This window comes from Bradyrhizobium sp. 62B (genome assembly GCF_030272265.2).
Taxonomy (GTDB): Bacteria; Pseudomonadota; Alphaproteobacteria; order Rhizobiales; family Xanthobacteraceae; genus Bradyrhizobium.
The window spans coordinates 2,028,709-2,047,998 of record NZ_CP092841.2 but is presented as its reverse complement, the minus strand read 5'-3'; the positions used below and the strand labels follow the sequence as shown (position 1 = coordinate 2,047,998).

The window sequence follows — 19,290 nt, the reverse complement described above, 5'->3', positions numbered from 1 at the left end:
ATGTCCTCCCGGTAAAGTCAGCTATGTTGCCTGCGGAATTCGGGCGTCTGCACCGCGGGGGTTGCGCCACCTCCGCGCAAGGACTCCGCGAGCTTGTGCTTGAGTATCTTGCCGGTCGAGGTCGCCGGCAAGGCATCGAGTATGACGATTTCGGACGGCCGCTTGTAAGAAGTCAGCTGAGATCGGACGAAATCCATCAAGATCTCTGGTGTCGTGCGCGATCCTGGCAGCAATTGCACAAAGGCCACGATCTCCTCATTGCCGTCCGCGGCACGACCGACCACAGCGGATTGCACGACGTCCTCGTGTGAGCTGAGGACTGCTTCGACCTCCGCGGGATAGACGTTGAAACCGGAACGAATGATCATTTCCTTGGTGCGGCCGGCGATGTACAGACAATCGCCGTCGAAACGTGCGAGATCGCCGGTATTGAACCAGCCCTCGCTGTCAATCACCTTCGCGGTGAGCTCGGGGGCACGATAGTATCCCAGCATCACGTTGCGCCCGCGAACATGCAGCTCGCCGACTTCACCGGATACAGTCGGAAATCCTTCGATGGTTCGCACCCGCGCTTCCACACCAGGCAGCAGCGTTCCGACAGCCTGATCCGAGCGTGGCTTATCGAAACGTACGCCTGATATTCCCGGCGAGCATTCGGTGATCCCGTAGCCGTTGAGCAACGGAAGCCCGAGCTCTCCTTCCACGCGCAACTTCAGGTTCAGATCCAGCGGCGCGCCGGCGACGGCAATCAAGCGCAACGAGCCTCGGGACAGTTGTTCCACGCCTGATACGCTCTTGTACTCCAGCAGGCGCTGATAGGTGGCAGGCACGCCATTGAGGATGGTGACGCCCTCCTCCGCGATGGCCTTTGCGGTCGCCGCAGGATCGTATTTGCTGACCATCCGCACCGTGCCGCCGACCATCAGCGTCATGATCAGGAGCGAGATGCCGACGATATGCGAGATCGGCAACACAAGATAGATTTTGTCGTCCTCGTTCATCCTGCGGAAGTACGCAGTGGTCTTTGCGCTGATCAGAAGGTTGTGATGCGAGAGCATCACGCCCTTGGGAGTCCCCGTTGTCCCTGACGTGTAGATCAAAACCGCGACTTGCTTTGCTGGATCAACCTCCACCGGCTCGACTGTCGCGCTTTCGTTGAGCGGGCCAACGCCAATTTCCGGCAGCGGGCCGATTCGCCGGTTCTCGGCGCCGTAGCGAGAGGCGTGAGCTGCGGCCTCCTTCGAAATACCCGACGTGAACAACATCCGCCGGGCGCCGCTGTGATCGCGGATCTGGTCCAGTTCGCGCGCCGACAGTCGCGGGTTGGCGACGATTGCCCAGGCGTCGAGCCGGCTCGCCGCCAGCAGCAAAGCAGCAAGCGCAATACAGTTTTCGCTGACAATGATCATCCGATCACCGGCCCTGATCCCCAGCGATGAAAGCACGGTGGCGATCTCGCCAACGCGCTGCTCCAGGTCTCGATAGCTCCAGGAAGCCCCGTCCTCGACCAGCGCGATCCGGTCGGGCGCGCTGGCAACCGGCCCTGCCGTTACTTCATGGATTCGGTCCGGCAAGCCGACAGCAATCTCGTCGCCACTGATCGTCTCTGAAAGCTCCAGCACGACTGACCTCCCGACCGACCATGCCGACTTTGCAATGCGGCACACTTGGCTTCGAGTTATAGTTCTTTTTTAGAACTCGTCAATCGATAAATCATCGCCGGACTTTTCCCGGAGGCGAATGGACAATCCCTCCCCGATTACGGTTTTGCGTGACTCATAAAACCGCCGTTTACAACGCATCATCGGGCAGCTAGTCTATAGTATCAAATAAGAACTTAATGGGAGGATCGAGGATGGCTGCGAGCCGCGGTGTAGCGATACTTGTTGGCGCAGGCGATGCCATTGGCGCGGCGGTCGCCCGGCGTTTTGCCCGAGGCGGCTATACGGTTTGCATCTGCAGGCGCGATGCCTCCAAATCGCAGGAACTGGTGGCCGAGTTGAGGGCTGCGGGGCATGACATTCACGCATTCAGCGTGGATGCGCGCCAGGAAGCAGACGTCCAAGGCATTTTCGCGCGAGTCGAGAAAGAGCACGGGCCCGTCGAGGTTTGCCTCTACAATGCCGGCTCGAACGTCAACAAGCCTCTGCTCGACACGACGGAGAAGTTGTTCTTCAAAGCCTGGGAACTCGCCTGCTATGGTGGGTTCCTGGTTGGACGTGAGGCTGCCCGCGTGATGCTGTCGCGCGGACGCGGCACCATCTTCTTTACGGGTGCGACGGCAAGCGTGCGTGGCGGCTCGGGGTTTGCAGCATTTTCATCGGCGAAGTTCGGACTTCGAGCAGTGGCCCAGGCGATGGCGCGCGAGCTTGGACCGAAGAACATTCACGTCGTGCATCTCCTGATCGACGCTGGCGTGGATAGCGAGGCGATTCACCAACGCATGAAGGCAGCGAAGGGGATCGAAGCAAGCGATATTCCGCCGGATAGCCTGACCAAGACGTCTTCCATTGCCGAAGCCTATTGGTTCACCCACCAGCAAAGCAAAGATGGCTGGACCCACGAGCTCGATCTCCGTCCGTCCGTGGAGAAATGGTAATATGGATGCGGCACCAAACCTGACCCTGTGGGGCGTTGGAACGAGTCGCACGATTCGTCCGCATTGGGCCATGCACGAATTGGGCTTAGCCTATAAGACAAAGCCCATTGGCCCGCGAACCGGCGAAACCAAGACCGCAGAATACTCGAAGCTCAATCCGCGCCAGAAGATCCCGCTGCTTCAGGATGGCGACTTCTGCATCGGCGAGAGCGCAGCGATCGTTGCCTACCTGTCGCGCATGTATTCCACGCCGGAACGATCGCTGATTCCGGAAGCCCCGCGCGAGTATGCCGCGTGGCTGGAATGGTGCTTCTTTATCGTCGCGGAGCTGGATTCCACCAGCCTTTACGTGATGCGCCGCCATCGGGCCGACGCGCTCGGACCGATCTACGGCATCGCACCCGAGGTCGTTGCCCAGGCCGGCGAGTATTTCCGCCAGCAGTTGCGTCATGTCGAAGTCGCGCTCGCAGATGGCCGGCAATTTCTGATGGGCGACCGGTTTACGAGCGCAGACATCCTGCTCACGACCTGCCTGGAGTGGGCCATCGCCTATGGCGTCGGCATTTGCGACAACGCTCAGCCCTATCTCGAACGCATCAGGAAACGGGAAGCCTTTCAGCGAGCCGTTGCGGCGAATGTTCCGATGGCACCGATCACGCCGGCGCCGGCGAAGGTCTAGAATACGTCGCCTACAGGCTTCGCGGTTAGACCGCGACGCGCAGGCTGCGCTCGGCGACCATCTTGTCGATGGCGCCGTCGTCGTAGCCCAGCTCGTGCAACACGTCGCGGGAGTGCTCGCCCACCCGGGGCGCAGGCCCACCGATCGCGGCCTCGTTGATCGCAAAACGCGCCGCCGGCTTAGGTTGCCGCACCCGCCCCACTTTCGGTTGATCGAACTCCGCAATGATGTCGCGCGCGACCACCTGTTCATTGTGAATGATCTCGCTCCGCCGCAGGATCGGCGAACAGGGGACATCGGCGGCATCCAGACGCTCCAGCCATTCTGCGGTGGTGTGCTGGCTGATATATTCGGCCATCTTGTTGATGCGTGCCGTGGCGTTGACCGAGCGCGCCGATGGCGTCGCAAACCGGGGATCCTTGGCAAGCTCGGGGTCGCCGGTGGCGCGGCAAAAACCCTGCCATTCGGAGTCGGAAATAGTACCGGCGGTGATGTAGCCGTCGCTGGTCTTGAACACGAGATCCGGACGATCGTTGGGATCGGCAGCAGCGGCCTCGGCACCCACCACCGTGTATTGCATCATGCCTTCGGGCCACAAATACGAGATCATCGCATCCAGCATGGCGACCTGGATGTGATCACCCTGCCCTGTCTTCTCGCGAGCGTAGAGGGCTGCTGCGACCGCCTGGGCGGTGAACACGGCGGTGGTCTTGTCGCAGACGATAGTCCGGATCATCTGCGGACGGTTCGTGACCGGCTGCGACTGGATATCGGCAAAGCCCGAGAGGCCCTGAATGATCGGGTCGTAAACACGCTTCTTCACATAGGGTCCGGTGTCGCCGACACCGCTGATCGAGACATAGATCAGGCGCGGATGGCGCTGGCGCAACTCCTCGACGCCGAGACCGAGGCGCTCCATGGTGCCGGGCCGGAAATTCTGCACCAGCACATCCGCGTTCGCGACCAGTTTGGCCAGAACCTCACGGCCGGCCGCGCTTTTGACGTCAATCGACAGCGAGCGCTTGCCACGGTTTGAAGAAATGAATAGCGCGGAGAACTCGCCTTCCTTGTCAATCGTGGCACGGCTGCGCCGGGTAATGTCGCCGCCGATCGGCTCGATTTTCAGGACGTCCGCGCCCTGATCCGCCAGGAACATGGTCGCGAAGGGGCCCGACACCACGCCGGTCAGATCGAGGACACGGACGCCGTTGAGTGGACCGGGCATGACATTCTCCCTGAATTGGTTTTGTTATGACGTCGACTGAATTTTCGTCCACGCAGACGCCGGACATCTGCCGGCTCTGCAGGCTCAGGTTCTGCCCTAGGCCGTCTTCGAAACGGGCTGGCCGATCTGCTCGACGATCGACTCTTCGACATCGCGGAGTTGGTCCTTGCCGAAGAACATTTCCTTTCCAACGAAGAAGGTCGGCGAGCCGAATGCGCCGCGATTGACCGCGTCGGTGGTCCGATCGATCAGCCCCTTCTTGACGTCGTCCTGCTGTGCACGCGCAAGCAACCGATCGATATCGACGCCTGAGGAGATGAACGCTGTTCGGAAGGTTTCGAGGTCATCCATCTTCTTCGGCTCCTCCCACATGTGGTGGTAGGCCGCGCGGAAATACGGCTCGAACACGCCTTCGAGCTGCGCCGCGACGGCGCCGCGCATCAACATCAACGTATTCACCGGAAAGAACGGATTGGGACGAAACTTCGTCGCGTTATGGCGGCGAATGAAGCGCTGGGTCTCCAGAGCCTGGTATTCCGGCTTGTTCTTGATGCCACGAAGGGCATCGAACGGGGACATGTTGCCGGTCGCCTTGAAGATGCCGCCGAGCAGGATCGGGACATATTCGAATTTCACGCCGGTGCGCCGTTCGATTCCCGGAAGCGCCAGTTCCGCGAGGTAAGCATTCGGACTGCCGAAATCGAACAGGAATTCAACTTTGAGGGACATGTCAGCTCCTCCCGCAGAGCGCGATGTTAGTCAGATTTGGATGATCTTCCAGGCCGAACGCAGGCTGTCGCTCATTTCTATAGTTCTAAAATTGAACTGTCAAATCTGCTCTGAAATCACGAGGTTTCGGACGAGCGGCGGGGGTATTGTATCCACTTTAGTACCTATCTAGAATGGTGTGAGCGGCGCTGCCGCTTCCCCCTGATTCGAGCGGAACAGGCGCCGGCCGACCGGAGAGCAGAATGAAATGGGATGAACTTGAGGAAGAGCCGTGTTCGATGGCTCGTACCATCGGTGTGATTGGTGACCGCTGGACTCTCCTGATTCTCCGCGAATGCTTTCTGCGCACGCGCCGCTTCGAAGGTTTTCAGTCGGCGCTTGGAATCACACGGCACTTGCTCGCCGAGCGGTTGAAGAAGCTGGTCCGGCAAGGCGTCCTGCGCCGCATTCCCTATCAGGAATCGCCCAAGCGCCACGAATATATCCTGACGCAAAAGGGCCTCGACCTCTATCCGATCATGATGGCACTCGTGCATTGGGGCGACACCCACATGGTCGACGAACGCGGACGTCCCCTGCTGCATGAGCACCGCAAGTGCGGAAAGATGTTCGACCCCGTGATGGTGTGCTCGGAATGCGGCGAGCCGCTTTCAGCCAAAGAAGTTCATGTCCACCCTGGTCCAGGCGCGCGCCCGGCTCCAGAGCGGGTCTTGCTCGACAAGAAAGCAAAGCCGAAGCCTCGCAGGAAAGCGGCGTAACGGCGACGAGCCGCGTTTCCCCCGCAACGGCCGCAGCGTCACGGCGGCTAGCTCTGCGCCATCGGCTGGGTGAACTACAGCTTGATGCAGGACGTCGCTTGGTTCGATTCTGGACCGAGCATCAGAAGCTCAATTTCCAAACGCGCCGAACAATTTGGCAGGAATGGAGCTGCTTACCCAACGAACTCAACAGCTTGTATGCTGGCTGGGGCGGGAGGGATCGAACCTCCGAATGGCGGAATCAAAATCCGCTGCCTTACCGCTTGGCTACGCCCCAACAGGGGGGACCGACGGAAGACCGGGCTACCGCAGATTCCCTCAGGTGCTGCCGGTCTATAGGGAGAGAAGCAGCATTTCAACCGCTCGGAGAGGCAAAATACCACGGCCGTCGGGATCGGCCGCGCCGACACTTTATTATCGGTCCGTACGAGAGGGCCCCGCAAAATCCTGATGCGGTCCCGTATCGCGACCATTGAGACCTCCCCCGTTTCATGGGAATACGGCGCCAAGACCTGTCCACGGGAGTGAACCATGACCTACCGCGCGCCGATCAATGACATGCTGCTGTCGCTCAACCATGGCGCCGGCCTCAAGGCTGCCGTGGAAGCCGGTCATTACGGCGATTTCGACATGGATATCGCCGCCGCCGTGCTGGAGGAAGCCGGCAAGTTCGCGTCCGACGTGCTGGCGCCGCTCAACAAGGTCGGCGACGAGCACGGCATCAAGCTCGACGACGGCAAGGTCACGACCGCGCCGGGCTGGCCGGACGCCTACAAGCGCTGGACCGAAGGCGGCTGGAACGCGGTGGCCGGTCCCGAAGATTTCGGCGGTCAGGGGCTGCCGATCGCGATCAACGCAGCCTGCACCGAGATCTGGAGCGCGTCCAACGTCGCCTTCGGCCTCTGCCCGCTGCTGACGGCCTCGGCGATCGAGGCGCTGGACGCGCATGGCAATGACGAGTTGAAGAGAATCTATCTCGAAAAACTCGTCTCCGGCGAATGGACCGGCACGATGCAACTCACCGAGCCGCAGGCCGGCTCCGACGTCGGCGCGCTGCGCACCCGCGCCGAGAAGCAGGCCGACGGCACCTATCGCATCAAGGGGACGAAAATCTTCATCACCTATGGCGAACACGACATGACCGACAACATCGTGCATTTCGTGCTGGCCCGCCTGCCCGATGCGCCCGCCGGCACCAAGGGCATTTCGCTCTTCCTCGTGCCGAAGTTCATGGTCAATGCCGACGGATCGCTGGGGCAGCGCAACGATATCTTCGCCAGCGGCGTCGAGCACAAGCTCGGCATGCATGCCTCCCCCACCTGCACCATGACGATGGGCGATCATGGCGGCGCCATCGGCTTTCTGATTGGCGAAGAGAACCAGGGCATGCGCTGCATGTTCACGATGATGAACCAGGCCCGCCTCGGCGTCGGCCTGGAGGGCGTCGGCGTTGCCGACCGTGCCTATCAGCAGGCCTTGTCGTATGCCCAGGAGCGCAAGCAGGGCCGCGCCGTCGGCAGCAAGGGCGACGGCTCGGATGCGATCTTCGTCCACCCCGACGTCAAGCGCATGCTGATGCGGATGCGGGCGCAGACCGCCGCCGCGCGCACCATCTGCTATGCGACCGCGGTCGCGCTCGACGTCTCCACGCGCGCCAAGGATCCGAAGGTGCGCGCGGATGCCGCCGCGCGCGCGGCGCTGCTGACGCCGATGGCCAAGGCCTATTCCACCGACATCGGCAACGAGGTCGCCTATCTCGGCGTGCAGATCCATGGCGGCATGGGCTTCATCGAGGAGACCGGCGCGGCGCAGCACTACCGCGACGCGCGCATCACCGCGATCTACGAGGGCACCAACGGCATCCAGGCGATCGACCTCGTCACGCGCAAGCTCGCGGCCAATGGCGGCGCGTCGGTGTGGGCGCTGCTCGACGAGCTCGCGGCAACCGTCAAACAGGTCGAGGCCTCCAACGATCCCGCTTTCGGCACCACCGGAGCGAAGCTGCGCGAGGCGCTCGAGGCGCTCACGCGCACCAGCAAATGGCTGCTGGAGCGGGTTGCGTCCGCACCGAACGAGGCGCTTGCCGGTGCAACACCCTATCTGCAGCAATTCGGCGCCACGCTCGGCGGCTGTCTGCTCGCTTCCGAGGCGCTTGCCGCCAAGGCCGACGGCAACACGGACGCCGCGCGCTACGTCTCCCTCGCGCGCTTCTTCGCCGAGAACATCACCGTGCAGGCCGGCGCGCTGGAGCGCACCGTGACGGAGAGCGCGGAATCGGTCGCGGCGGCGGACGCGGTGCTGCTGGGGTAAGGAACGCTGGTGTCCCGGACGCGCTGCAACGCCATAGCGTGTCGAAGACGCGCGTAAACGCGCTTTTGGCGTTGCTGCGCAGAGCCGGGGCGCAGATGGCAACAACCGACACTGCTGAGAATGGGCGCCGGCTCGGCAGCGCACCGCTGAAGTCGCGCTGCGCTGCATCCGGGGCACGAGAGCGCCATCCGACCCGGGCTACGAAGCCGCGAGCTTGGCCCTTCTCCCCGGCCGCCACAGCACAATCCCCGCCGCCACGAGATCCAGCGCGACGCACATCGCAAACGCGATGGTATAATTTCCGGTGAAACTCCGCGCCAGGCCGACGATGCCGGGTCCGAAGGCGCTGACGACGCCGCTGATCGACGTGCCCAATCCCATTGCGGCGGCGAAGGCGTCGGCGCCGATCTCGCGCTGGATGATCAAGGGCGGGAAGGTGATCATGCTGCCGATCGAGAAGCCGTAGACGGCGCAGCACGCCAGCAGCATCGTCGGGTTCGTGCTCTGCAGAAGCACGAACAGGGCCGCCGCCTGGCTCGTCATCGACGCGGCGCAGGCCAGACGCGGATCGAGGCGGTCGACGAACAGGCCGAGCGACAGGCGGCCGACCACCGCCATCGCCGCCATGATGGTGACCGCGAGCCCTGCGGCGGAGCGGCCGATCAGCGGATCGAGAAAGCTCACCTGGTGGATGATGAATCCCATCTGCGCCAGAAGCGCGATCGCGATCGGCAGCACCATGGTCCAGAATGCCGCGTTGGCGAGCAGAGCCTTGCGCGAGTGGGCTGGCGTCGGCACGCCTTCACCGGAGCGGCGGCGGCCCGGCGCCTGCGCCGTCCCGGCGGGCCAGCCGATGAACATCATCACCACCGGCAGCACCAGCACCATCATCGCAAGCGTGGCCGCCAGCATGGCGGAGCGAAAGCCGATGCTGCCGGTCAGCGACAGCAGCAGCGGAACGAGGATGATGCCGCCGCAGGTCGCGCCGTTGAACGCGAGACTGAGCGCGAGCCCGCGCCGGCGTTCGAACCAGGAGTTCAGCACGGTCGCGATCACCACGGTACCCATGCCGGTCCAGCCGACCGACATCAGCGCATAGGCGAGATAAAGCTGCCAGGGCGTCTGCATCAGCGCCAGCAGCGCGGTCGAAGCGCCCAGCGCCACCAGGCCGCACAGGATCAGTGCGCGCAGCCCGATACGGTCGAGCAGATCGTCGGTGAAGATGACGAGCACGGACGTCAGGAGAAACGAGAAGGTGCTGGCCGCCGACACGAGCGAGCCCGGCCAGCCATGGGCACGCTGCAGCTCGGCGAGATAAACGCCCTGGCCGTACAGGCCGAAGCCGAACATGAAGAAGGCCATCAGAAAGCAGGCCAGCACGACGCGCCAGCCGCGGTAGTGCGGCGAGGATTCGTCGACGCGGGTCGCAGCAATCATCAATCGAGCAATCGGCTAAATGGAACCGGGTAATCGTGCACCACAACCACCGGTTTTTCAACTAAAACATTGTAGCTCATTGTTGCAGTGCGCGACAGCGGCGGCCGCCCTGTGCCGGCCTTGCGGAAATTGGCGCCGAAAAGGTTGAGCCAGCGCATTGGCAGGCTTGCGAGATGATGTAGGCTGATGCCTGACGAGACTCGCAAAGCAGCGGGCATCGCGGCGATTCGCAGGGGACCCTCATGCCGAATGGCAACATTGTCGTCACCGAAGAGCGTGGAACGCGTGTGATCACCCTGCGCCGTCCCGGCAAGAAGAACGCGATCACCCAGGACATGTACCGGGAGATGGGCCACGCGATCGACACCGCGCAGAACAACCCCGATATCCGCTGCATGATCATCACCGGCGGCTCCGGCGTGTTCACCGCCGGCGACGACATCGACGATTTCATGCACGCCGACACCTCGCGCCCCGAAACGCTGTCGGAAGGCGCAAAATTTCTCTATTCGCTCGCCCTCAACGTCAAACCGATCATCGCGGCCGTCGACGGAGCGTCGATCGGCATGGGCACCGTGATGCTGTTCCACTGCGACTACGTGCTCGCCTCGAATGCCGCGACCTTTTCCGCACCCTACATCCATCTCGGGCTGGTGCCGGTCGGCGCAGCCAGCCTCCTGGTGCCGAACACGATGGGATATCAGCGCGCCTTCGCGATGCTGGTGATGGGGCGGACGTTTTCCGCCGCGGAGGCGCATGCCGCCGGCCTCGTCAACACCGTTGTGTCGGCGGGACATACCGAGGTCGAGGCGCGCAAGGTGGCGCGCGATATCTGCCGGCTGCCGGCCGAAGCGGTCGCAACCTCGCGCAAGCTGCTGCGCGCGCCGGCCGAAGAGCTCACCCGCCGCATCGACCAGGAGAGCCACCTGTTCGGCGAACGGCTGAAGTCGGATGAGGCGGTGGCGGCGTTCACTGCGTTCGCGAACAGGAAGAAGCGGTAGGCGCTCGCGCGCTTCCTAGGCTCGCCAGTCATTCCGGGGCGCGGCGAAGTCGTGAGCCGAATCCATTTATCCACCGTCACTGCAGCCCAATGGATTTCCGGGTTCGCGCTACGCGCGCCCCGGAATGACGGTGAGAACCTTCGTGAAATCTTCGCGCGGGGTGGCTACTCTAGTTCCATGAGATACCGATCCGCCCTTGCCGCTCTCGCGCTGACCTTTGCCCTGCCCGCCACGGCTCAGACCGCGGCCCCGGTCGAGCTGCGCATCCTCGCGATCAACGATTTCCACGGCAATCTGCGCCCGCCGCCGGGTGGCATCCGTATCGGAGATCCCGAGGACAGGAGCAAGAAAGTGATGGTGGCGGCCGGCGGCGCTGAATACATGGCGACGCTGGTCAAGCAGCTGCGCGACGGACACAAGAACACGATCCTCGTCGCCGCCGGCGACCTGATCGGCGCGAGCCCGTTCCTGTCGGCGATGTTCCACGACGAGCCCTCGATCGAGTCGTTGTCGATGATGGGGCTCGCGATCAGCTCGGTCGGCAATCACGAATTCGACGAGGGCAAGACCGAGCTGCTGCGGATGCAGAACGGCGGCTGCCATCCGGTCGACGGCTGCCAGGGGCCGCATCCCTTCACGGGCGCCAAATTCCGTTATCTCGCAGCATCCACCATCGAGGCCGCGACGGGCAACAGCGTGCTGCCGCCCTATGAGATCAAGGAGTTCGAGGGCATCCCTGTCGCCTTCATCGGGCTGACCTTGAAGGAGACCGCGGGCATCGTCTCGCCATCAGGCATCCAGGGGCTCGAATTCCGCGACGAGGCCGAGACCGTGAATGCGCAGGTCGCCCAGTTGAAGGCGCGCGGCGTCGAGGCGATCGTGGTGCTGATCCACCAGGGCGGCGAGCCCGCCGGCGACTACAATGAATGCCCCGGCATCACCGGGCCGATCGTCGACATCGTGAAGAAGTTCGACCGCGCCGTCGACGTCGTCGTCAGCGGCCACACCCATCGCGCCTATGTCTGCGACATCGACGGGCGGCTCGTCACCAGCGGTGACAAATACGGCACGCTGGTCACCGCGATCGACCTGAAGCTCGATCCCGCCACGCGCGACATCGTCAGCGCCAGGGGCGAGAACGTCATCGTCGCCAATGCCTCGCTGGCGAAAGATCTGGAGCAGAGCGCGCTGATCGAGGCCTATGACAGGCTCTCGGCGCCGATCGCCAACCGGCCGGCCGGATCGGTGACGCAGACGCTGTCGCGCGTGCCGAACGAGGCCGGCGAAAGCGCGCTCGGCGACATCATTGCGGATGCGCAGCTCGCCGCGACCAAGGACGCCAGGGATGGCAGCGCTGTCATCGCGCTCACCAATCCCGGCGGCATCCGCACCGACATCGTCCCGAAGGAGAACGGCGCGATCACCTTCGGCGATGTCTTCGCCAGCCAGCCGTTCCGCAACCGCCTGGTCACGATGACGCTCACCGGCAGCCAGCTCAAGGACATGCTCGAGCAGCAATGGCTGGACCCGAAGCGGCCGCGGATCCTCCAGGTGTCGAACGGATTCAGCTATGCCTGGGATGCGTCGAAGCCATTCGGCGAGCGCGTGATCCCCGAGAAGATGACGCTGGGCGGCAGGCCGATCGAGCCTGGAAGCGGCTACCGTATCACCCTCAACGATTACCTTGCCGTCGGCGGCGACGGTTTTACCGTCGCCAAACAGGGCGCCTCGCCGCAATATGGCGGTTACGACGCGGACGCGCTGTTCGCGTTCTTCCGGGCGCACGGGCCGATCGGTCCGCTACCGCCGACCCGCATCCTGCGGGTGAATTGATCCGGATCAAACGGCAGCAGCCCGGGACGCCCCTTTGCCATTGCCGCCCAAGCGCATAGATTGTGTCAGGCATTGCGTTTTGGCGCCGGATGCGCCAAGCGACGACGAAAGCCCGTTTCTTGTGAGGCCGACCTGATGAGCACGCTTCTCCTTTCCCACAAGGCTTGCCTCGACCATGTCACGCCGCCGGGACACCCTGAAAGGCCCGATCGCCTGCGCGCCGTGGAGGAAGCGCTGTCGCATGAGCGCTTCCAGTTCCTGGCGCGCGACCAGGCGCCGGAGGGCGATCTCGATCTCGTCACGCTCTGCCACAACGAGCACTACGTCACCGAGCTGCGCCACATCGCGCCGAGCAGCGGGCAGGTCTATATCGACGGCGACACGTCGATGTCGCCGGGCACGTGGGAGGCGGTGATGCGCGGCGTCGGCGGCGCGGTCGCGGCGACTGAAGCGGTGATGAAGGGCGAACATCGCAACGCCTTCGTCGCGGTGCGCCCGCCCGGGCATCACGCCGAGATCGGCAAGCCGATGGGCTTCTGCTTTTTCGACAACGTCGCGATCGCCGCGCGCCATGCGCAGCGCAAATACGGCATCAAGCGCGCGGCCATCGTCGATTTCGACGTGCATCACGGCAACGGCACCCAGGACATCTTCTGGTCGGACCCCACCGTGATGTACTGCTCGACGCATCAGATGCCGCTGTTTCCGGGCACCGGCGCCAAGGGCGAGCGCGGCGACCACGACACTATCGTCAACGCGCCGCTCGCCTCCGAGGACGGCGGGCCGGAATTCCGCTCCGCGTTCGAGAATCTGATCCTGCCGCAGCTCGAAAAATTCAGCCCCGAGCTGCTCGTCATCTCCGCCGGCTTCGACGCGCATTACCGCGATCCCCTGGCCTCGCTGAATTTGCGCGCGGAGGATTATGCCTGGGTGACGCGCAAGCTGATGGATCTCGCCGACAAGACCGCCGGAGGGCGTGTTGTCTCGGTGCTCGAGGGCGGCTATGACCTGCAAGGACTGAAAGAATCTGTTACGGCGCATGTCGGCGCCCTGATGGGCGCGTAGAGACGCCCGCCACATTAAGCCCGCAAAACCCGCCTTCACTCCAGCGAAAGCGAATCGGGCAATCGGAAACGGATATGGCCGAAAATACCCAAGTCGACGTCTCCAAGCTCACCTTCGAGCGCGCGATCGAGGAACTCGAAACGATCGTGAAGCGGCTCGAGGACGGCAAGGTGCCGCTCGAGGAATCCGTGACGATCTACGAGCGCGGCGAGGCGCTCAAGCGTCGCTGCGAGGAGTTGCTGCGCCAGGCCGAGGCGCGCGTCGACAAGATCACCACCGATGCCAGCGGCCAGGCCACCGGCACGGCACCGCTCGACGTCCAGTAAGCGGAGCCGAGAATTTCCTGCCCGGTCGCCTGACAACCGGGCGAAGCAGCTTCACGGCAAGCGTGGCCGCCGCATTGTTTTCATGATCGCACGGCGTCGTTCCGAAGCTTCGCGGTTCCGTGCAGACGGATCGATTGCCCGTCCGGTCCGGAATCGGCCTGCTGAGGGCAAAAAGGGGTCATTCAGGTAAAATAGCCTGCATAGGGGCGGGCCTGGGCCGGAACCCATGGTCCCCGCCCACGGTTAACCACTCTGGCCCGCCGGTTGCATCTGCATACCCCTAATCGGTCCGGCGGGTTGGCTTTGGCCCAAGCTTTGGTGTAAAGCTGCGCGGAGTGTGGCTTTTTGCAAGCCTTGCGTGGGCACCGAATACCGACGACAAGCGCTTCAATCTGCTAATGAAATTGGCTGGGACGGACGAAGCCGATCTAAGTGACAGGGATCACAGAGACTGAACCGGAGCGCACTTAAGCTTACCTAAGCTTGAAGACGGGGCCTTGCCCCATGCAGGTGGCTCCGACGGTTTGAGGACTCGCGCTGCGCCGATATTGTGCAAACCCATCGCGCACCGGAATGACCTTCCGGCGCTGACAAATTGGAAATCGCCGTGAACGCATACAGTAAAACGCCGCTTCTCGACACCATCCGGACGCCGGAAGACCTGCGCAAGCTCAAGATCGAGCAGGTTCGCCAGGTCGCCGACGAGCTGCGGCAGGAGACCATCGATGCCGTCTCGGTGACCGGCGGTCACTTCGGCGCGGGCCTCGGCGTGGTCGAGCTCACCACCGCGATCCATTACGTCTTCGACACGCCGCGCGACCGGCTGATCTGGGACGTCGGCCACCAGGCCTATCCGCACAAGATTCTCACCGGACGCCGCGACCGCATCCGCACGCTGCGCACCGGCGGCGGCCTGTCCGGCTTCACCAAGCGCAGCGAGAGCGATTACGATCCGTTCGGCGCGGCACATTCCTCGACCTCGATCTCTGCCGGCCTCGGCATGGCGGTGGCGCGCGATCTCTCCGGCGGCAAGAACAACGTCATCGCCGTGATCGGTGACGGCGCGATGTCGGCGGGCATGGCCTATGAGGCCATGAACAATGCGGGCGCCATGAACTCGCGCCTGATCGTCATCCTCAACGACAACGACATGTCGATCGCGCCGCCGGTCGGCGCCATGAGCGCCTATCTGTCGCGGCTCTACTCCGGCAAGACCTATCGCACACTGCGCGATGCGGCCAAGCAGATCAACAAGCGCCTGCCCAAGATCATCGCCAGCCGCGCCAACCGCGTCGAGGAATATTCCCGCGGCTTCATGATGGACGGCGGCACGCTGTTCGAGGAGCTCGGCTTCTACTATGTCGGCCCGATCGACGGTCACAATCTCGACCATCTGCTGCCCGTGCTGAAGAACGTGCGCGACATGGAGACCGGTCCGATCCTGGTCCACGTCGTGACGCAGAAGGGCAAGGGCTACGGCCCCGCGGAAGCGTCCGCCGACAAGTACCACGCCGTCGTCAAGTTCGACGTCGCGACCGGCACCCAGGCCAAGGCCAAGCCGAATGCGCCGGCCTACCAGAACGTGTTCGGCCAGAGCCTCGTCAAGGAAGCCCAGAAGGACGACAAGATCGTCGCCATCACCGCGGCGATGCCGTCGGGCACCGGCGTCGACATCTTCAACAAGGCCTTCCCCGACCGCACGTTCGATGTCGGCATCGCCGAGCAGCACGCGGTGACGTTCGCCGCGGGACTCGCGACCGAAGGCTACAAGCCGTTCTGCGCGATCTACTCGACCTTCCTGCAGCGCGGCTACGACCAGATCGTGCATGACGTCGCGATCCAGAACCTGCCCGTCCGCTTCGCCATCGACCGCGCCGGCCTCGTCGGCGCCGACGGTGCGACGCATGCCGGCTCGTTCGACAACGCCTATCTCGGCTGTCTGCCGAACATGGTGATCATGGCGGCGGCCGATGAGGCCGAACTCGTGCACATGGTGGCGACCCAGGTCGCGATCAACGACCGTCCGAGTTCGCTGCGCTATCCGCGCGGCGAAGGCCGCGGCATCGAGATGCCCGAGGTTGGCATTCCGCTCGAGATCGGCAAGGGCCGCATGATCCGCCAGGGCAGCAAGATCGCCCTGCTCTCCTTCGGCACGCGCCTCGCCGAATGCGAGAAGGCCGCCGACGAGCTCGCCGCGCATGGCCTCTCCACCTCGATCGCGGATGCGCGCTTCATGAAGCCGCTCGATACCGAGCTGGTGCTCAAGCTCGCGCGCGACCACGATGTGCTGATCACGATCGAAGAAGGCTCGGTCGGCGGCTTCGGCTCGCATGTCGCGCAGTTCCTGACCGACCAGGGCGTGCTCGACACCGGCATGGTCAAGTTCCGCTCGATGGTGCTGCCCGACGTGTTCCAGGACCACGACACCCCCGCCGCGATGTACGGCCGCGCCGGTCTCGACGCCAAGGGCATCGTCGCCAAGGTGTTCGAGGCGCTCGGCAAGGACGTCAAGGCCGAGACGGTCAAGCTGGCTTGAGGCTGGTTTACCTCTCCCGCTTGCGGGAGAGGTCGACGCGAAGCGTCGGGTGAGGGCGTTCTCCTCTCCGGGGTTCTCGATTGAGGATACAACCCTCTCCCGTAGCCGATGCTTCGCATCGGCGTTCCCTAAGAACGGCAGCCAAAGGCCGCCTTTGCCTCCCCCGCACGCGGGGGAGGCAGCAAACCGCACGCTATGGCTTGCACCTCGACCCAAATTTTCCGGTACTAACGCCATGAAAATCTATCTGGCTGGTCCCGACGTGTTCCTGCCGGATGCCATGGAGATCGGCCGGCGCAAGGCCGCGATCTGCGCCGCTCACGGTCTCACCGGCCTCTATCCCCTCGACAACGCCATCGACCTTTCCGCATCCGACGCTTCGCGGCAGATCTTCTGCGGCAACGAGGCGATGATGGACGAGGCCGATGCCATCATCGCCAACCTCACCCCGTTCCGTGGCGCCGGTGCCGATCCCGGCACCGTCTACGAGCTCGGCTATATGGCCGGGCGCCGCAAGTTCTGCCTCGCCTATTCCAACGACGGCGCCACCTATGCCGACCGCCTCGGCCGCTTCATGGACGTCACGTCCGAGGACGGGCGGCTGGTCGACGCGCAGGGCCTGACCGTCGAGGATTTCGGCCTCGTTGACAATCTCATGATGATCCATGCGCTGGAGCTGCATGGCTGCGCGTTGGTGACGCCGGCCACGATGCCCACCGACGTCTGGCACGATCTGGCCGCGTTCGAGGCTTGCGTCCGGATGGCAGCCGCGCGATTGGTTGCACCATAAGCGCCAGCCTGATCCGGAGAGTCGATTGTCCCCTGCCCGCAAGCGCGCGGATGTTCTTTTGGTCGAGCGCGGCCTGTTCGAGAGCCGGGCGCGGGCCCGCGCGGCGATCGAGGCCGGCCTGGTCACGGCCGACGACAGGCAGGTTTCAAAGCCGTCGGAGACCATCGCCGAGGACGCCGTGATCCAGGCGGAGCCCGCGCACCCCTATGTCTCGCGCGGCGGCGTCAAGCTCGCCGGCGCGCTGGAGCGCTATCCCATCGAGATCGAGGACCATGTCTGTCTCGACGTCGGAGCGTCCACCGGCGGCTTCACGGAGGTGCTGCTGGCGAATGGCGCGAGCCTGGTGTTCGCGATCGACGTCGGCACCAGCCAGCTGCATCCCTCGCTGCGCGGTCATTCCAAGATCGTGTCGATGGAGGAGACCGATATCCGCAGCTATGACGGCAAACGGCTGCCGGCGCGGCCCGATGTCGTCGTCATCGACGTCAGCTTCATCTCGCTCAAGACGGTGCTGCCGGTGGCGCTCTCCCTCGCCGCCGCGCCGATGAGCCTGCTGGCGCTGATCAAGCCGCAATTCGAGGCTGACAGGAAGCACAACAAGAAGGGCATCGTCCGCGACGCCACCGTGCACCGGGAGATCTGCGACGACATCGCCGCCTTCGCCGCGTCGCTCGGCTGCACCGATATCGAGGTGTTTCCCTCCACGATCGCGGGCGGTGACGGCAATATCGAATTCTTCCTGGGCGCGCGCCGTGGTTGAGCGCCTGACCATCGATCACGTAGGCCATCGCGGCGACGGCGTCTGCCTCACGACGGGCGATGCGGTCTATGTGCCCTATACGCTGCGAGGCGAGACAGTCGAGGTCGATCACGTCGTCGGCCACCATCCCGATCGCCGCAAGCTGCTCGCGGTCGATGTCGCAAGCCCCGAGCGCATCGAGCCGTTCTGCCCGCATTTCGGCGTCTGCGGCGGCTGCGCGATCCAGCACTGGGCGGCAGAGCCCTATCACGCCTGGAAGCGCGGCATCGTGGTCGAGACGCTGGCGCAGGCCGGCATCGATTGCGAGGTGGCGCCGCTGGTGGATGCCCATGGCGCCGGCCGCCGCCGTGTCACGCTGCACGGCCGCTATGGAACGCACGACATCCTCAAGGTCGGCTTCTCCGCGACGAGTTCGCACGACGTCATCCCGATCCACCGCTGCCCCATCCTCGATCCCGCGCTGGAGGGCGCGCTCGATGCCGCCTGGGCGCTCGCCGAACCGCTGACGTCGAAGATGCCGGTGACCAAGCCGCTCGACATCCAGGTGACCGCCACCAGCAACGGCCTCGATGTCGACGTGCGCGGCTCCGGGCCGCTGCCGACGCCGCTGGTTACGGCGCTGTCGCGCGTCGCCGAGCAGCACCGCCTGGCGCGGCTGACGCGGCACGGCGAGCTGGTGCTGCAACGCCTGCCGCCGACGGTGAAGATGGGCCGCGCCGAGGTGACGCTGCCGCCGGGCTCGTTCCTGCAGGCAACCGTCGCAGGCGAAGAGACGCTGGCCGCGCTCGTCATCGAGCGCATCGGCAAGGCCAAAGAGGTCCTCGACCTCTTCTGCGGTGTCGGCCCGTTCGCGCTACGGCTCGCCGAGAAGGCGCGACTCACCGCCTATGACAACGACGCCGGGGCGGTCGCGGCGCTGGCGAAGGCCGCGCGCACACCCGGCCTGAAGCCGATCAAGGCCGAACCGCGCGACCTGTTCCGCCGCCCTCTGGTGCCGCCGGAGCTGCGCGACTTCGACGCCGTGGTGTTCGATCCGCCGCGCCAGGGAGCGCAGGCGCAGGCGCTAAAGCTCGCTGCGAGCAAAGTGCCGGTCGTGATCGCGGTGTCCTGCAACGCCGCGACCTTTGCCCGCGACGCGCGCCTGCTGATCGACGGCGGCTATCGGCTGGAGGCGGTGGTGCCGGTCGACCAGTTCCGGCACACGCCGCACGTGGAGCTGGTGGCGCGATTCAGCCGTTGATG

Annotated in this window: 17 protein-coding genes and 1 tRNA gene; 12 read left to right on the top strand and 6 right to left on the bottom strand. The window is 64.2% G+C overall.

Annotated features, from left to right (window positions below; genetic code table 11):
• Positions 1 to 17: 17 nt before the first annotated feature.
• Entirely contained in the window at positions 18 to 1,622 is a 1,605-nt protein-coding gene (locus ML401_RS09730) for a class I adenylate-forming enzyme family protein (protein ID WP_285811668.1), read from the bottom strand.
• 233 nt (positions 1,623 to 1,855) lie between these two features.
• On the opposite strand from ML401_RS09730, the gene ML401_RS09725 reads away from it, so the two are divergent.
• Positions 1,856 to 2,599 (top strand): SDR family NAD(P)-dependent oxidoreductase, encoded by a 744-nt coding sequence (locus ML401_RS09725; protein WP_285811666.1) that lies wholly within the window; start codon positions 1,856 to 1,858, stop codon positions 2,597 to 2,599.
• Position 2,600: 1 nt separating this feature from the next.
• Positions 2,601 to 3,278, top strand: coding sequence for a glutathione S-transferase family protein (locus ML401_RS09720; protein ID WP_211417974.1), 678 nt, complete (start codon positions 2,601 to 2,603; stop codon positions 3,276 to 3,278).
• A 25-nt stretch (positions 3,279 to 3,303) separates the two neighbouring features.
• On the opposite strand, the gene ML401_RS09715 is transcribed toward ML401_RS09720, so the two are convergent.
• Together ML401_RS09715 and ML401_RS09710 are read right to left on the bottom strand one after the other, a co-directional pair.
• Positions 3,304 to 4,503 (bottom strand): CaiB/BaiF CoA-transferase family protein, encoded by a 1,200-nt coding sequence (locus ML401_RS09715; protein ID WP_285811664.1) that lies wholly within the window; start codon positions 4,501 to 4,503, stop codon positions 3,304 to 3,306.
• Positions 4,504 to 4,599: 96 nt separating this feature from the next.
• The gene (locus tag ML401_RS09710; protein ID WP_285811663.1) at positions 4,600 to 5,232 is read right to left on the bottom strand and encodes a 2-hydroxychromene-2-carboxylate isomerase; all 633 of its coding nucleotides are present in this window, start codon (positions 5,230 to 5,232) and stop codon (positions 4,600 to 4,602) included.
• A 242-nt stretch (positions 5,233 to 5,474) separates the two neighbouring features.
• Here ML401_RS09710 and ML401_RS09705 point away from each other — a divergent pair, with 242 nt between their 5' ends.
• The gene (locus tag ML401_RS09705; protein WP_194406779.1) at positions 5,475 to 5,990 is read left to right on the top strand and encodes a helix-turn-helix domain-containing protein; all 516 of its coding nucleotides are present in this window, start codon (positions 5,475 to 5,477) and stop codon (positions 5,988 to 5,990) included.
• Between the two features lie 202 nt (positions 5,991 to 6,192).
• Here ML401_RS09705 and ML401_RS09700 read toward each other — a convergent pair.
• Positions 6,193 to 6,267: transfer RNA gene (locus tag ML401_RS09700), tRNA-Gln, on the bottom strand.
• A 254-nt stretch (positions 6,268 to 6,521) separates the two neighbouring features.
• Between ML401_RS09700 and ML401_RS09695 the strand changes: the two genes are divergently transcribed.
• Positions 6,522 to 8,300 (top strand): acyl-CoA dehydrogenase, encoded by a 1,779-nt coding sequence (locus ML401_RS09695; protein ID WP_285811659.1) that lies wholly within the window; start codon positions 6,522 to 6,524, stop codon positions 8,298 to 8,300.
• 198 nt (positions 8,301 to 8,498) lie between these two features.
• Here the strand turns inward: ML401_RS09695 and ML401_RS09690 are convergent, their stop codons facing one another.
• Positions 8,499 to 9,737 (bottom strand): MFS transporter, encoded by a 1,239-nt coding sequence (locus tag ML401_RS09690; protein ID WP_285811657.1) that lies wholly within the window; start codon positions 9,735 to 9,737, stop codon positions 8,499 to 8,501.
• Complete coding sequence (locus ML401_RS09685) at positions 9,737 to 9,895, bottom strand: hypothetical protein (protein WP_285811655.1); 159 nt, start codon at positions 9,893 to 9,895, stop codon at positions 9,737 to 9,739. Before ML401_RS09685 ends, ML401_RS09690 begins: the two co-directional genes overlap by 1 nt.
• Before the next feature lie 84 nt (positions 9,896 to 9,979).
• Between ML401_RS09685 and ML401_RS09680 the strand changes: the two genes are divergently transcribed.
• From ML401_RS09680 to ML401_RS09645, 8 genes are all read left to right on the top strand, one after another.
• Positions 9,980 to 10,738 (top strand): enoyl-CoA hydratase-related protein, encoded by a 759-nt coding sequence (locus tag ML401_RS09680; protein ID WP_259204870.1) that lies wholly within the window; start codon positions 9,980 to 9,982, stop codon positions 10,736 to 10,738.
• A 177-nt stretch (positions 10,739 to 10,915) separates the two neighbouring features.
• Positions 10,916 to 12,571, top strand: coding sequence for a bifunctional UDP-sugar hydrolase/5'-nucleotidase (locus tag ML401_RS09675; RefSeq protein ID WP_285811653.1), 1,656 nt, complete (start codon positions 10,916 to 10,918; stop codon positions 12,569 to 12,571).
• Positions 12,572 to 12,706: 135 nt separating this feature from the next.
• Entirely contained in the window at positions 12,707 to 13,636 is a 930-nt protein-coding gene (locus ML401_RS09670; protein ID WP_194406773.1) for a histone deacetylase family protein, read from the top strand.
• Between the two features lie 74 nt (positions 13,637 to 13,710).
• Entirely contained in the window at positions 13,711 to 13,962 is a 252-nt protein-coding gene (locus tag ML401_RS09665; RefSeq protein ID WP_091964702.1) for an exodeoxyribonuclease VII small subunit, read from the top strand.
• 607 nt (positions 13,963 to 14,569) lie between these two features.
• Positions 14,570 to 16,498: a 1-deoxy-D-xylulose-5-phosphate synthase gene (gene dxs / locus ML401_RS09660; protein ID WP_211418006.1), complete on the top strand. Its 1,929-nt coding sequence runs from the start codon at positions 14,570 to 14,572 to the stop codon at positions 16,496 to 16,498.
• 235 nt (positions 16,499 to 16,733) lie between these two features.
• Complete coding sequence (locus ML401_RS09655; RefSeq protein WP_285811649.1) at positions 16,734 to 17,288, top strand: nucleoside 2-deoxyribosyltransferase; 555 nt, start codon at positions 16,734 to 16,736, stop codon at positions 17,286 to 17,288.
• 25 nt (positions 17,289 to 17,313) lie between these two features.
• Positions 17,314 to 18,048, top strand: coding sequence for a TlyA family RNA methyltransferase (locus ML401_RS09650; protein WP_285811648.1), 735 nt, complete (start codon positions 17,314 to 17,316; stop codon positions 18,046 to 18,048).
• Entirely contained in the window at positions 18,041 to 19,288 is a 1,248-nt protein-coding gene (locus tag ML401_RS09645; protein ID WP_285811647.1) for a class I SAM-dependent RNA methyltransferase, read from the top strand. The genes ML401_RS09650 and ML401_RS09645 overlap by 8 nt, the downstream gene beginning before the upstream one ends.
• Positions 19,289 to 19,290: the final 2 nt, after the last annotated feature.

What these genes read in the sequence shown, in the direction of transcription:
- ML401_RS09720 (WP_211417974.1), top strand. Translation starts at nt 2,601, where the DNA reads ATGGATGCGGCACCAAACCTGACCCTGTGGGGCGTTGGAACGAGTCGC.
- ML401_RS09710 (WP_285811663.1), bottom strand. Translation starts at nt 5,232, where the DNA reads ATGTCCCTCAAAGTTGAATTCCTGTTCGATTTCGGCAGTCCGAATGCT.
- ML401_RS09725 (WP_285811666.1), top strand. Translation starts at nt 1,856, where the DNA reads ATGGCTGCGAGCCGCGGTGTAGCGATACTTGTTGGCGCAGGCGATGCC.
- ML401_RS09690 (WP_285811657.1), bottom strand. Translation starts at nt 9,737, where the DNA reads ATGATTGCTGCGACCCGCGTCGACGAATCCTCGCCGCACTACCGCGGC.
- ML401_RS09665 (WP_091964702.1), top strand. Translation starts at nt 13,711, where the DNA reads ATGGCCGAAAATACCCAAGTCGACGTCTCCAAGCTCACCTTCGAGCGC.
- ML401_RS09685 (WP_285811655.1), bottom strand. Translation starts at nt 9,895, where the DNA reads ATGCGCTGGCTCAACCTTTTCGGCGCCAATTTCCGCAAGGCCGGCACA.
- ML401_RS09680 (WP_259204870.1), top strand. Translation starts at nt 9,980, where the DNA reads ATGCCGAATGGCAACATTGTCGTCACCGAAGAGCGTGGAACGCGTGTG.
- ML401_RS09715 (WP_285811664.1), bottom strand. Translation starts at nt 4,503, where the DNA reads ATGCCCGGTCCACTCAACGGCGTCCGTGTCCTCGATCTGACCGGCGTG.
- ML401_RS09675 (WP_285811653.1), top strand. Translation starts at nt 10,916, where the DNA reads ATGAGATACCGATCCGCCCTTGCCGCTCTCGCGCTGACCTTTGCCCTG.
- ML401_RS09655 (WP_285811649.1), top strand. Translation starts at nt 16,734, where the DNA reads ATGAAAATCTATCTGGCTGGTCCCGACGTGTTCCTGCCGGATGCCATG.
- ML401_RS09695 (WP_285811659.1), top strand. Translation starts at nt 6,522, where the DNA reads ATGACCTACCGCGCGCCGATCAATGACATGCTGCTGTCGCTCAACCAT.
- ML401_RS09705 (WP_194406779.1), top strand. Translation starts at nt 5,475, where the DNA reads ATGAAATGGGATGAACTTGAGGAAGAGCCGTGTTCGATGGCTCGTACC.
- ML401_RS09670 (WP_194406773.1), top strand. Translation starts at nt 12,707, where the DNA reads ATGAGCACGCTTCTCCTTTCCCACAAGGCTTGCCTCGACCATGTCACG.